Below are 11,880 nucleotides of genomic sequence, written 5' to 3'. Positions count from 1 at the left end.
CCTGCAGGCGCTGGACTGGGACAGGCGTCACTCGTTGACCTTGTCCAATCCGACGCTCATCGACACCGCTACCAGCGCAAGGATCGCAAGCAGGATCTGCACGCCGGATACGGCCGCGACCAGCGGTGAACTGGTGTATTGTACAAGCGCCAACAACTCCACCGGCAGAGGCCGGTCGCGGAAGCCATGGGTGAAGATCGCCACCGACAGGTTGTCGAATCCTTCGACGAAGGTGAAGACCGCGCCCGCCAGGATCGCGGGCAGCAGCAGTGGGAAGGTGATGGTGCGCAGACTCTGGAACGAGGTCGCGCCGAGATTAGTGGCTGCTTCCTCCAGCGATGGATCCAGCCGGACAAGGCGGCTTTGAACGGTTCGGACCATCACCGCCATGATGAACACGGTGATTGAGATCGCCTGCAACCAGATTGAGGGCGAAACCCCTACCAGCGCGCCGGCGAACAGCACCGCGACACCAAGCACAATGCCAGGCACCATATGCGGCACCAGCACAAAAACCGAAAGGGCGGTCGTGCCACGGAACTTGCCGCGCACACAGGCCAGCGCTGTGGGCACGCCCAGGACGACGCACAGGAAGGTCACCATCAGGCCAACCTTGAGGCTGGTCCACATCGCACCGACAAGTTCGGTCTGTTCAAACACCTCGGCATACCAGCGCAAGGTGAACCCTTCGGGTGGGAAACTGACAAAGGCGCGCGTGTCGAAAGAGATGAGGATGACGATGACCGATGGCGCGATCAGCAGCAGCAGAGAGAAGACGGCGACGAACAGGATCAACCCGATGCCGAGAATGTCGCCAAGGGAGGCGGTGCGCAGGGCCTTGATCATGCGTCTCGTCCTTTTGTCCAGCGGGTGAACAGGTTTGTGATCATCGCGATCGCCACCAGCACGATGAGGCAGGTCACCATCAGGATCAATGAGCTGACTGAACCTTTGCTCCATTCCAACGAGAACACGACCTGCTCATAGATCATCGTTGCCGCGTTCAAGTAGTTTCCGCCGCCCAAAAGCTGCGGCACCACGAAGGTCGTGTAGCTCAGCGTGAAGACCAGCGCCGCGCCTGTGCCGATGCCCGGTGCGCTCAGCGGGAGGATCACGGTGCGCAGCGTGCCCAGGCGGGACGCGCCAAGATTGGCCGACGCCTCGAACAGGCCACCCTCATGGCGGCTCATGACTGCGATCAGCGGCAGGATCATAACCGGCAGGTGGATTTGCACCATACCGATCAGGACGGCCCAATGGGTGTTCATGATGCGCAGCGGCTGGTCGATCAGCCCGAGGCTCATCAGCGTGGAGTTCACGACGCCGCGCCCGCCGAGGATCACCAACCAGGCATAGGTCCGCACGATGCCACTGGTCAGCAGCGGCGCGATGGTCAGGATCAGGATCAGCCGACGGGTCCATTTGCCGCCAATCAGGAACAGGTAGGCCACCGGATAGCCGAAGAGCAGGCATAGAAGCGTGGTGTTGATCGCCAGCGTCAGCGAACGTTGGAACGTCGTCCAATACAGCGGATCCGTCAGCGCATTGGTCAGGTGTGATAGAGAAAATGTCTGCGAAACGATGGCCCCGCGCGAAACCACGATATCCGAAAACCCCAGGGACAAAAGGATCACGAACGGGATGACCGCGACAACGGACAGCACAATGATCGCCGGAACCGCGGGCCAGATGCCACGGCCAGACAAAAGCTTGTCGAGAACCTGTTCAGACAGGCTGGCCTTTGAGGCGGGCTGAGAGAAGGCTGCCTCGGTCATCAGATCGGATACACGGCGCAATAGGACGGGTCGATGACGGACAGACTGACGGCCGCGCCGGCCTGAAGGGGCTGGCCCGCTCCTGTCGCATAGCCGCCACCTGGATCGTTGTGCCATCGGGCATGTCCACATGGTATTCGATCAGCGCGCCAACGGTGCGGTGAAACGAGACCGTCCCGCGCCAGGGGCTTGTGCCCTCGGGGGCGACACGAAGGTTGTGAGGACGGGTCATGACCTGAACTTTGCCGGACAGATCGGTCTGCGCCGTCTGACCATCGGGCAGCTCGACAGTGCCATTTCCGGCTTCCGCGTCCCAAAAATTCGATGTGCCGATGAAATCCGCGACATAGGCCGTCGAGGGATGGTCGAACACCGTATCGGGGGCGGCGACCTGCTCGATCTGCCCCGCGCGCATAACGGCGATCCGATCCGACATCGTCAGCGCTTCTTCCTGGTCATGGGTGACGAAGATTGCCGTCAGGCCCAGGCGCTTGATCAACTGCCGCAGCTCGACCTGCATCGCGCCGCGCAGCTTGGCGTCGAGCGCGCTGAACGGTTCGTCCAGCAGCAAAACTCGGGGCTGCAAGACCAGCACCCGCGCAACAGCGACGCGTTGTTGCTGCCCACCGGAAAGCTGGGCCGGATACCGATCCGCGAACTCTGCGAGCGAGACAGTATCAAGCGCCTCCGCGACGCGGGCCTCAATCTCGGACCGGGACACGCCGCGCATGCGCAGCCCGTAGCCGACATTGCGCGCAACTGTAAGATGCGGAAACAGCGCGTAGCTTTGGAACACGACGCCAACCGGGCGCCGATTCACCGGCATGCCGCTGACATTGCGACCGTCGATCTCAATCGCGCCCTGTTCTGCATCCCAGAACCCAGCGATGCAGCGCAGAAGCGTGGTCTTGCCACAGCCCGACGCGCCCAACAGCGTCACGATCTCCCCTTCGGCAACGTCAAGTGAGCAGTCCTGCAACACCGTGACAGAGCCAAAACGTTTGGAAACCGCCCCGATGCTCAGCACCGGGGCGGCCATGTCCGATCCATACATCAGATCAGCCTTATCCTGCATCATCACGACGCGAACATGCGGTCGAAGGTTTCCACCGTTTGACCGCGCAACGGCGCGAAGTCCGGCCATTCCAGGGACGTGGTGGTCGCAAGCTCTTCGGGCGTGGATGGCACATAGGGCGCGGCCTCTTCCGGCACCGCGATGCCTTCGACCACCGCGCCGAAATAGATCGGTGCGCTGCCAGCCATCGACTGAATCTCCGGCGTCAGCAGGATGTCAGTGAACTCATGAACCAGATCGGCGGTGCCGTCGGCGGTGTTGACGAATTGCACGATGTTGGTCGGCAACATCAGCGGCCCCGGCCCAGTGATTTTGGTGTAGCCAATGGGCAGGCCCGAATTGGCGGCCAGCGCCGAGTTGACGTGCCACAAGGGCGCCAGGTCCACTTCGCCACGTTCAATCATCTGCTGCAACAGAGGCGGCGAGCGACCGACCAGCGGATCAAGCTCCAGCCATTTGTTCAGGGCAAACTCCATATCGCTCTGGGGCATCCCGAAGGCCTCGCTCGTGGCGGCGAGCACGCCGAGGCCGAGATTCGATTGCGGGCGGCACATGCCGATCCGGCCGGTATAGGCGCCGCTCCACAGCTCTTCCCAGGTGGTAGGTGGCGTCGTGATCTTGGTAGTGTCATAGGCGACACCAATCCCTTCGAACCAGATCGGCTGACCGACATCATAGCCGTAGGAGGGGAATTTCGGGTCCACATTGGCAGCGTTGGGGATCTGCGAGAAATCGAGCGGCACTAGCACATCCTCGGCCAGAGCGTTGATGATCGCGGGCGAGCCCATCACTGCGAGGTCGTAGGGCGAGTTGCCGCGGGCGGCTTTGATCTGAGCCAGGGCTTCCGACGACAAGCCGCCAATGACGCGCAATGTTACGCCCGGGTTGCGGCGGCTAAGTTCTTCACCGGCAGCGATCAGCGGGGCGTCGGAGTCGTTGCCGTACCCGACCATGACCAACTCGCGGGTCTGAGCCCGTAGGATCGTTGGGCTGGCAAGTACCGTGGCAGCTGTCAGGCTGCCCAGGACGCTTCTTCGGGTCAGTTTCATGATGTGCTCCTGTCAGGCTTCTTTGCGCCGGATTCCCCGACGGTGCATTAAGTAGGAGGACTTTCGAAAAGTTACGCAACGAAAAAAAGCGAAAATAGCGACTTTAGAGGAAAAGTGCCTAAAAATTAGGCGACACGCAGCGGGAAGTGGCGTCTGCGGTCATGCCAGAAGAACCTTGGTGCCGGCGGTTTCGAGTGCGGCGATGTCGGCGGGGGTGGCCTTGCGGTCGGTGACGAGTGTGTGAATGTCCCGCGCGGTGGCGATGCGCGCCCCTGCCACATGCCCGATCTTTCCGCGATCCCCGAGCATCACCGCCCTCCGGGAAGCGGCAAGCATCGCGCGCTTTACTTCAACCTCTTCCAAATGGGCGTTGGTGAAGCCGCGTTCGGCATCGATGCCAGCGCAGCACAGATAGGCGCAATCGGCATTGAGTTGCTCAAGAAGCAGCCCCGCAAATGGCGGTACCAGTGAGCGCGAGTGCGGATTTCGGCCCGTTTTCTTAAGTTTTCCGCCGGTCACCATCACGGATGCGCCCGGATGTGTCTCCAGCGCGATGGCGATATCGAGGCTTGAAGTGATGATCATGACGTCGCGCAGGTGCTCCGGAAGGGCCATGGCCATGGCCAATGTGGTGGTCCCCGCATCAAGAACAATCGTCTCTCCGCTGCGGACCATGCTCGCTGCAAGGGCTCCAATTCTCTCCTTTTCGTCTGTGAAGCTGTGGCTCGGCACATCAACGGGGCGCTCAAAGCGGGCGGGTTTGGCGGCCATCGCGCCGCCACGCACGCGTCTAAGCAGCAGTCGTTTTTCCAGCGAATCGAGGTCGGAGCGGATGGTGACGGCTGAGACGCCCAGCGCATCGGACAATTGACCCACCTCAGCCATGCGCTCCGTGTCGAGGATCTCAAGAATGCGCTGATGGCGGTACGGCAGGGGGAATTCTGCGGATAATCCATTACTAATACCTTCGCGTCTTGCGTTTTCCATCGTAATGACAAATATCGAAAGAAATCGATAGGTGCCATCTTTTTCGCGCGCCTGTCCTGACCTGACCGCCAAGTACGGAGAGCGACATGAATATAGAGCAGTTACTAACGGAAATCCGCCGGGAATCATCCTCGGATGCCGCTGGCGATCCGGAAAGGTTTCGGCGCGTCGCTCTGACCGAGCACGAAATGATGTCTCAGGGCGAGGCCATTCGGGCAACGCTTGCGGCCAATGTCGTGCCCCTGGCTGCCATCGGGCGCGATCTTGCGGACCGTAGCATCCGTCGCGTGGTCACCGTTGGCTGTGGCGATAGCTGGATTGCGGGTCACGGCGTGCGCCCGGCGCTGGAGGCCGCTCTGGGCGCACCCTGCGAGCCAATCGAGGCGTTCGACTTCGCGACCTACGGCCTGGATACCATCGACGATGAAACCGTGGTCATCGGCCTCAGCTCCTCAGGCAAGACCGAGCCTGTAATCGACGGCCTAACGGACGCGGCAGAGCGTGGGGCTTACACGATCGGCCTTTCGAACACGCTCGAGTCGCCCTTGATGGAACAATGCCCCGGTGCGCTGCACATCCGGGCCACGCGCGGCGGCTGGCCGACGCAGTCCAGCACGGCGGCGATGGCGTTGATGCTGGCCATGGCTGCGGCCGTACAAGACGCAAAAGGTGGAGATGCATCTGCCTTGAGTGCAGCGCTGGTTGCACTGCCGGATCAGGTCGATTCCGTGGCGCGCGAGTTTTTGAACCGGCCCGACAGGTGGCCAAGCGTCTTGCCCGCGCTGATCTGGTTCTGACGACCGGCGCAGGTCCGTTTTACGCGCCTGCTGAGTTTGGCGCGGCCAAGCTGAAAGAACTGGCACCGATCCATGCCTACTCTTTCCCGCTCGAGGAGTATCACCACTATCGAACCCAGAAGGCCGGCGATCCGCTGTTCCTGATCGCGGGGGACAAGGCAAGCCATGCCCGCGCCCTGGACACCGCGCTTATGTCGCGGGGTGTAGAAGGTTACTGCGTGGCGATTGTACCTGAGGACGAAACCGAGATAGCAAAGACTGTCGATGTCGCTTGGCATCTTCCAAACGTTTCGGCGGCGACCGCGCCGATTGTCTACAGTGTGCCCATGCATTTGTTCGGCTATCACGCAGCGGTCGAACGCGATGCACTTGGCCTTGGCGCGCCCCGGCTTGGGGGCTGATGTGACGCCGGATCTTGTGACGGTTGGTGGGCTTACGGTTGACAATGTCATTTCTGCCGACGGCACCGTTGCGCTGGATCTTGCGGGTGGCAATGGCGCTTTTTCCGCGGTTGGCGCGCTCAACTGGGTGAGCCGCGTCGGGCTAGTCAGCTGCGCCGTCTCGACCTATCCGAAAGACACCATAGCGCGGCTGGAGGCGGGCGGGGTCGACCTTGCGGGTGTGGTCTGGTCCGACGCGGCCCTGACCGCGGGCAGCTGGTTTCTCTATGACGGGGCAGGGCGGCGTGACGAGGGGCTGACGGCGCCGGGCGCCGCGCTGGCCGAGGCCGGGTTTCCGACTGACCGGCTTTCGGCTGAGCAGGTGGTGGCGTGGCGCGCGCGTCTTGAGGCGCGCAAACTGTTGAACGAGATCGGCTATTCGGAATTTAGGGAGCAGCATCCGTTGCGGGCGGCTCAGGTGCCGCAGGCCTGGCGCGGGGCAAAAGGCGTTCATTTGGCACCCAGCGCGCCGCGCGTACTGCTGGAGATGCTGGATCTGTTCGAACCGAGGGGGCAGTGATCACCGCCGATCCGGGTTGGCAGTTGGCGAGCCAGAGGCTCGAAGACATCGTCCCAATCCTGGCGCGGCTCGATGCCTTCATCCCCAGTGAGGTTGAGCTGCATGCGCTGGTGCCAGACGCTGCGCCAGCCGATGCTTTGGCGGTGATCTCTGAGCGATGTCGCGGCGTGGTGGCGGTCAAAATGGGGCCGCAAGGCGCGCTGATCTGGGACCGTGTAACGCGCACCGCCATAGCTGTCCCACCACAGCGGGTTGAGGCCTGCGACCCGACTGGCGCCGGTGACAGTTTTTGCGGCGGGTTTCTGGCGGGCCTCGTTGAAACCGGCGACCCGGTGCAGGCGGCCCGTTTTGGCGCGGTTTCTGCGGCGGGGGTCGTGTGTAGTTTCGGCGCCGCCGGTGCCCTCCCAGCAGACCAGGCGACCGCGCGCGCCACATTGCAAAAGGAACCCAATATATGTCGCTGAAGCTATTCGATGGTGCCAAGCCGGTTATTGCTGCCCTTCATCTGCCGGATTTCGCCCTGAACCGGCACCGGTCGGTCGCGTGGTACGAGGATTATGCCGTCGCCAACGCCCGTGTGTTCGCGCAAGCTGGCATCCCCTGGATCAAGCTGCAGGATCAGACCAAAACTGCGGGAGCCGCCGCCCCGGACACCCTGGCACTGATGTCTGCAATAGGGCGCCTGATCCGGGCAGAGGTCCCCGGGCTTGGCCTGGGTATCATTGTCGAGGCGCATGACCCAGTTGCGGCCCTGTCGGTGGCCCATGCCACGGGGGCCGATTTTGTCCGGCTCAAGGTGTTTGTGGGCGGCGCGATGACCGCGCAGGGCCCGCGCGATGGGCTTGGCGCCGAAACTGTGTCTTACCGCGCCGCGTTGCGGCGGCCCGATATTGCGATCTTGGCCGACGTGCATGACCGCACGGCGATCCCGCTCTCGGGCGAGAGCCAGCCTTTCGCGGCAAACTGGGCCGCCAAATCCGGGGCCGACGGCTTGGTCATCACCGGCAGCAGCTTTTCCGATACACTGGCCCGGATCGGCGCGGTGCGCGGCAAAGGCATTCGTAAACCGATCCTCATCGGTGGCAGCGTGACCGATGGCAATGTGGCCGAGGCGATGGCCGCCGCCGATGGCGTGGTGGTCAGCAGTGCGCTGATGCGGCGCGATGCAGCGCCGGAGGATGCGCTGCAATGGGATGCCGATCTGTGCAGCCGCTTCATGGATGCGGTGCGGGTTCCTGCATGAGCGGCGCGGCGCGCGATTTCACCGGCTACGCGGGCCAGCCGCCGGCGATGCGCTGGCCAAATGGGGCAGGGCTTGCCGTTTCTATTGTCGTGAATGTCGAGGAAGGCGCCGAGTTGAGCCTTGGCGCCGGCGACGACCGCAATGAGCATATCTACGAGGCGGTTGAGCGAGTCGAGGGCACCCGCGACCTTTGTATGGAGAGCCATTTCGAATATGGCCCGCGCGCGGGCTGGCCGCGGATCCGAGATGCGCTGTCGGATCGTGACCTGCCAGCGACGCTGAATGCCTGCGGCCGCGCGCTGGAGGCGACGCCCTGGATCGCCGCGCAGGCGGTGCAGGACGGTTATGAGGTTTCGGCCCATGGCTGGCGGTGGGAGCGTCACGTTGGCATGGACAACGCGCGTGAACGCGCCGCGATCGCACGCACGGTTGCGACCATCACGCGGACGGCAGGAACGCCGCCGCTTGGATGGCACACGCGCTCTGCCACCTCCGAACGCACCCGGGATCTGCTTATCGAACAGGGCGGGTTTCTCTACGACAGCAACGCCTATAATGACGACATACCGTATCTGGTCGATACCGCACATGGTGCTCATGTGGTGCTGCCCTATGCGTTCGACACCAACGACATGCGGTTTTACAACGGGGGCGGCTTTGTCTTTGCCGAGGACTTCTCCCGCTATTGCATCGCAGCCTTCGACCGGCTGTTGGCCGAGGCCGAGCAAGCCCCGCGCATGTTGTCGATCGGCCTACATACCAGGATTATCGGGCGCCCGGCACGGATTGGAGGGCTCGAGGCGTTTCTGGACCACGCTGTGCGTCACGATGATGTCTGGTTCGCGACCCGGGCCGAAATCGCCCATGCTTGGCGCAGCGCCGTAGGGCTGCCCGAGTGGACGCCGCGTCCGTGCCCCAAGGGGTTTGCGCTCCGAGGGAGCGTATGACTCGCGATCTGATCGGATATGGCGGTGCCTGGCCGGATCTTACCTGGCCCGGAGGCCATAAGCTGGCTGTTTCGGTCGTGGTCAATGTCGAAGAAGGCGCTGAGCAACAGGTGCTCGATGGCGACCCGGTCAGCGAGCGGATCGGCGAGGTTCTCTCGGTCGTACCTGAGGGCAAGCCCGACCCCGGTCAGGCGCAAATTTTTGCCTATGGCACGCGGGCCGGTGCGTGGCGCATGGCCGATGCGCTGCGCCGCCACCAGGTTCCCGCGACCCTGTTCGCCTGTGGGCGCGCGGCGGAACGGGCAGGGCCGGTTCTGCGCATGCTGGCGCGCGATGGCCACGAAACCGCCTGTCACGGTTGGCTTTGGCGCCCTCATGCCGATTATGACAGCCCAGAGGCCGAGGCCGTTGACCTCGATCGTGCCGATGTGGCTATCGCGGCCGCGACCGGCGACGTCCCACGCGGGTTTTTCTGCCGCGGGGCCGAAAGCCCTTGGACGCGCAGCCTTCTGGCCGAGAGGGGTTACCTTTACACCTCTAACGGGTTTGACGATGACCTGCCGTACAGGGATGGCTCGGGGCTGATCGTGGTGCCCTATGCGCTCGACGCCAATGACATGAAGTTTTTCCATCCCAATGGCTTTGTGCGCGCATCGGACATGGTCGATTACGTGACCGACGCGTTGGACGTGTTGGAGGCCGAGGCCGCGCGTGGCATGCCGCGCCTGCTGAATATCGGGTTCCACTTGCGGATCGTTGGCCGCCCGGGTCGGTTCAAGGCGTTCGAGCAGGTCCTCGCCGAACTGGACCGCCGCCGGGATCGGCTGTGGCTGGCGCGCCGGATCGAAATTGCCGAGGTCTTTGACCGGGCCTGTCCGGCATGATTGTGCTGATCAATCCCAACACGTCTGAGACGACCACCGAGGCCATGCTGCGGATTGCACGGCAGGTGGCGGGCCCGGCGGTGCGGGTCGACGGGCTGACCGCGGCATTCGGGGCGCCGTTGATCACCGACCCTTTCGCGCTGGCCCGCGCGGCAGACGCCGTCGCAGCGCTTGCGCCGCGTGTGGGCAGGGCCGAGGCTGTGATCGTCGCGGCCTTTGGCGATCCCGGCCTGATGGACCTACGCGGACGGCTGTCGGTGCCAGTCACGGGCATTGCCGAGGCGGGTATGGCCGAGGCGGCGCAGGTTGGGGCACAATTTGCAGTTGTGACGACGACGCCGGATTTAAGCGATCACATTGCCAAAGCCGCCCGTTCCTACGGCCATGAGGCGTTCCTTGGCACCTGGACGACGCCCGGCGATCCGGCGGTTCTGACCCATGATGCCGTCGCACTGCAAACCGCGTTGGCCGAAGCGTGCGACCGTGCCGTTGAAGCCGGAGCCGAGGCGATCATCATTGGCGGCGGACCACTGGCCGAAGCCGCCCAAAGCCTCGCAGCCTCATCCCCAGTGCCGCTGATCGAACCGCTGCCCGCAGCCGTCCGGCTCAGCCTTGCCCGCTGCACCAAAGGAGATTCTAGATGACCCGCCATATTGTCGCCGCCGACCATATCATCATCGGGTTCGATGAAGGCGGCGCGGCGCAGATCGTTGCCGACGGGGCCATCCTGATCGACGGAGACCAAATTGTCGAGATCGGCCCCGCCCGCGCCTTGCGCAAGGCCCATCCGGGACTGCCCGAGACCGGTGGCAAGGGCAGGGTGGCCATCCCGGGTCTGATCAACGCGCATCACCATGTCGGTCTGACCCCGTTCCAGATGGGCGCGCGCGATCAACCTCTGGAACTGTGGTTTCCCGAACGCCTCGCGATGCGCCATGTCGCGCCCCGGCTGGATACGCTCTATGCGGCCTTCGAGATGATCGCCTCGGGTGTGACAACCGTGCAGCACCTTCATAGCCGGGCGCCGGGCAATACCGATGCCGTGCTGGCTCGCGCCGACACCATCATTGGCGCCTACAAGGACCTCGGCATGAGGGCGAGCTACTCCTTTGCCCTGCGTGACCAGAACCGCATGATCTATGCGGCGGATGAAGAGTTCATCGCCTCGCTCCCCGCCGCTCTGCAAAAACCAACGGCGGATTATCTTGCCGGCTTCGGCCTTTCCTTGTCTGACCAGATCGCGGTGTTCCATGCGTTGCGCGCCCGGTGGCAAGACGATGCGCTTGTAGGCATCCAGATCGCGCCGTCGAACCTGCACTGGCTGTCGGATGCGGCGCTCGAAAGTGCCGCACGGATGGCCGAAGAGACCGGCGCACCGATGCATATGCACCTTTTGGAGACGCCGTATCAGAAGGAATACGCCCGCCGTCGCACTGGCGGCTCTGCGCTGGAGCATATTGACAGCTTTGGCCTGGTCGGGCCGCAACTGACCATTGGTCACGGGGTCTGGATGACGCCGGATGATGTTGCCCTGCTGGCGGAGCGTGGCGGCTGCCTGTGCCACAATTGTTCGTCCAACCTGCGCCTGAAGAGCGGTACAGCCGATCTGAATGGCTTCCTTGCCAGCGGCGTGCCGGTCGCGCTTGGCATCGACGAGGCGGGGATCAACGATGATCGTGACATGTTGCAGGAGATGCGGCTTGCGCTGACGCTGCATCGGCCTGCCGGGCATGACGCGCCGCATCCGACCGCATCGCAGATTCTGCTGATGGCAACGGAACATGGGGCCGCGACGACGCCCTTCGCGGGGCGGATTGGGTGTCTGGCACCGGGGCGTCTGGCCGATATCGTGTTGCTGGACTGGCAGGCTGTCACCAAACCGTGGCAGGATCCAGCCATGCCCTTGGTTGATGTGTTGATCCGGCGCGCAAAATCCGGGGCTGTCGCTACGGTTCTGATCGGCGGCAACGTGGTTTATAACGAAGGCCGCTTCACTAATATCGACCGCGAGCAAGTCTTGGAAGAGATCGAAAGAGATCTCGCTCGTCCCTGTTCGGAAGCCGAGGTCAGCATGCAGCGCCTTTCCCGGGACCTGATAGAGCCGGTCAGCCGGTTTTATGAGGGCTGGCTCGGCCAAGGCGCGGGCCGCTGAGCAGATCGCGC

At 63.4% G+C, this 11,880-nt stretch carries 14 protein-coding genes; 9 read left to right on the top strand and 5 right to left on the bottom strand.

Features of this window, described 5'->3' with window-relative positions; genetic code table 11:
- Positions 1-27 precede the first annotated feature (27 nt).
- From QTA57_RS14040 to QTA57_RS14020, 5 genes are all read right to left on the bottom strand, one after another.
- Entirely contained in the window at positions 28-846 is an 819-nt protein-coding gene (locus tag QTA57_RS14040) for an ABC transporter permease (protein ID WP_171560806.1), read from the bottom strand.
- The gene (locus QTA57_RS14035) at positions 843-1,775 is read right to left on the bottom strand and encodes an ABC transporter permease (RefSeq protein ID WP_290152057.1); all 933 of its coding nucleotides are present in this window, start codon (positions 1,773-1,775) and stop codon (positions 843-845) included. The genes QTA57_RS14040 and QTA57_RS14035 overlap by 4 nt, the downstream gene beginning before the upstream one ends.
- Positions 1,726-2,853 carry an ABC transporter ATP-binding protein gene (locus tag QTA57_RS14030; protein ID WP_290152056.1) on the bottom strand — a complete coding sequence of 376 codons (1,128 nt, stop codon included), beginning with the start codon at positions 2,851-2,853 and terminating at the stop codon, positions 1,726-1,728. Before QTA57_RS14030 ends, QTA57_RS14035 begins: the two co-directional genes overlap by 50 nt.
- On the bottom strand, positions 2,853-3,899 hold the full coding sequence (locus tag QTA57_RS14025; protein ID WP_290152055.1) for an ABC transporter substrate-binding protein: 1,047 nt from the start codon (positions 3,897-3,899) through the stop codon (positions 2,853-2,855). Before QTA57_RS14025 ends, QTA57_RS14030 begins: the two co-directional genes overlap by 1 nt.
- Before the next feature lie 159 nt (positions 3,900-4,058).
- A complete protein-coding gene (locus tag QTA57_RS14020) occupies positions 4,059-4,958 on the bottom strand; it encodes a DeoR/GlpR family DNA-binding transcription regulator (RefSeq protein ID WP_290152054.1) in 900 nt (299 codons plus the stop codon).
- A gap of 14 nt (positions 4,959-4,972) precedes the next feature.
- Here QTA57_RS14020 and QTA57_RS14015 point away from each other — a divergent pair, with 14 nt between their 5' ends.
- From QTA57_RS14015 to QTA57_RS13975, 9 genes are read left to right on the top strand one after another with little or no spacing between them, the layout of a single operon-like run.
- On the top strand, positions 4,973-5,683 hold the full coding sequence (locus tag QTA57_RS14015) for an SIS domain-containing protein (RefSeq protein ID WP_290152053.1): 711 nt from the start codon (positions 4,973-4,975) through the stop codon (positions 5,681-5,683).
- Positions 5,647-6,084, top strand: coding sequence for an SIS domain-containing protein (locus QTA57_RS14010; protein ID WP_290152052.1), 438 nt, complete (start codon positions 5,647-5,649; stop codon positions 6,082-6,084). The genes QTA57_RS14015 and QTA57_RS14010 overlap by 37 nt, the downstream gene beginning before the upstream one ends.
- A 1-nt stretch (position 6,085) precedes the next feature.
- Complete coding sequence (locus QTA57_RS14005) at positions 6,086-6,643, top strand: hypothetical protein (protein ID WP_290152051.1); 558 nt, start codon at positions 6,086-6,088, stop codon at positions 6,641-6,643.
- Complete coding sequence (locus QTA57_RS14000) at positions 6,640-7,107, top strand: carbohydrate kinase family protein (RefSeq protein WP_290152050.1); 468 nt, start codon at positions 6,640-6,642, stop codon at positions 7,105-7,107. The genes QTA57_RS14005 and QTA57_RS14000 overlap by 4 nt, the downstream gene beginning before the upstream one ends.
- The gene (locus tag QTA57_RS13995) at positions 7,098-7,886 is read left to right on the top strand and encodes a BtpA/SgcQ family protein (protein ID WP_290152049.1); all 789 of its coding nucleotides are present in this window, start codon (positions 7,098-7,100) and stop codon (positions 7,884-7,886) included. Before QTA57_RS14000 ends, QTA57_RS13995 begins: the two co-directional genes overlap by 10 nt.
- Positions 7,883-8,833, top strand: a complete 951-nt coding sequence (locus tag QTA57_RS13990) for a polysaccharide deacetylase family protein (protein WP_290152047.1) — start codon at positions 7,883-7,885, stop codon at positions 8,831-8,833. The genes QTA57_RS13995 and QTA57_RS13990 overlap by 4 nt, the downstream gene beginning before the upstream one ends.
- On the top strand, positions 8,830-9,717 hold the full coding sequence (locus QTA57_RS13985) for a polysaccharide deacetylase family protein (RefSeq protein WP_290152046.1): 888 nt from the start codon (positions 8,830-8,832) through the stop codon (positions 9,715-9,717). The genes QTA57_RS13990 and QTA57_RS13985 overlap by 4 nt, the downstream gene beginning before the upstream one ends.
- The gene (locus tag QTA57_RS13980) at positions 9,714-10,361 is read left to right on the top strand and encodes an aspartate/glutamate racemase family protein (protein WP_290152045.1); all 648 of its coding nucleotides are present in this window, start codon (positions 9,714-9,716) and stop codon (positions 10,359-10,361) included. The genes QTA57_RS13985 and QTA57_RS13980 overlap by 4 nt, the downstream gene beginning before the upstream one ends.
- Positions 10,358-11,869 (top strand): amidohydrolase family protein, encoded by a 1,512-nt coding sequence (locus tag QTA57_RS13975; RefSeq protein WP_290152044.1) that lies wholly within the window; start codon positions 10,358-10,360, stop codon positions 11,867-11,869. The genes QTA57_RS13980 and QTA57_RS13975 overlap by 4 nt, the downstream gene beginning before the upstream one ends.
- Positions 11,870-11,880: the final 11 nt, after the last annotated feature.

It is taken from the genome of Fontisubflavum oceani (assembly GCF_030407165.1).
GTDB lineage: Bacteria > Pseudomonadota > Alphaproteobacteria > Rhodobacterales > Rhodobacteraceae > Rhodophyticola > Rhodophyticola oceani.
This window is presented reverse-complemented; position numbering and strand designations above follow the sequence as displayed.

Excerpts from the sequence above, each read along its gene's own strand:
- QTA57_RS14040 (WP_171560806.1), bottom strand. The coding sequence starts at position 846 with ATGATCAAGGCCCTGCGCACCGCCTCCCTTGGCGACATTCTCGGCATC.
- QTA57_RS14035 (WP_290152057.1), bottom strand. The coding sequence starts at position 1,775 with ATGACCGAGGCAGCCTTCTCTCAGCCCGCCTCAAAGGCCAGCCTGTCT.
- QTA57_RS14030 (WP_290152056.1), bottom strand. The coding sequence starts at position 2,853 with ATGATGCAGGATAAGGCTGATCTGATGTATGGATCGGACATGGCCGCC.
- QTA57_RS14025 (WP_290152055.1), bottom strand. The coding sequence starts at position 3,899 with ATGAAACTGACCCGAAGAAGCGTCCTGGGCAGCCTGACAGCTGCCACG.
- QTA57_RS14015 (WP_290152053.1), top strand. The coding sequence starts at position 4,973 with ATGAATATAGAGCAGTTACTAACGGAAATCCGCCGGGAATCATCCTCG.
- QTA57_RS13995 (WP_290152049.1), top strand. The coding sequence starts at position 7,098 with ATGTCGCTGAAGCTATTCGATGGTGCCAAGCCGGTTATTGCTGCCCTT.
- QTA57_RS13990 (WP_290152047.1), top strand. The coding sequence starts at position 7,883 with ATGAGCGGCGCGGCGCGCGATTTCACCGGCTACGCGGGCCAGCCGCCG.
- QTA57_RS13985 (WP_290152046.1), top strand. The coding sequence starts at position 8,830 with ATGACTCGCGATCTGATCGGATATGGCGGTGCCTGGCCGGATCTTACC.
- QTA57_RS13980 (WP_290152045.1), top strand. The coding sequence starts at position 9,714 with ATGATTGTGCTGATCAATCCCAACACGTCTGAGACGACCACCGAGGCC.
- QTA57_RS13975 (WP_290152044.1), top strand. The coding sequence starts at position 10,358 with ATGACCCGCCATATTGTCGCCGCCGACCATATCATCATCGGGTTCGAT.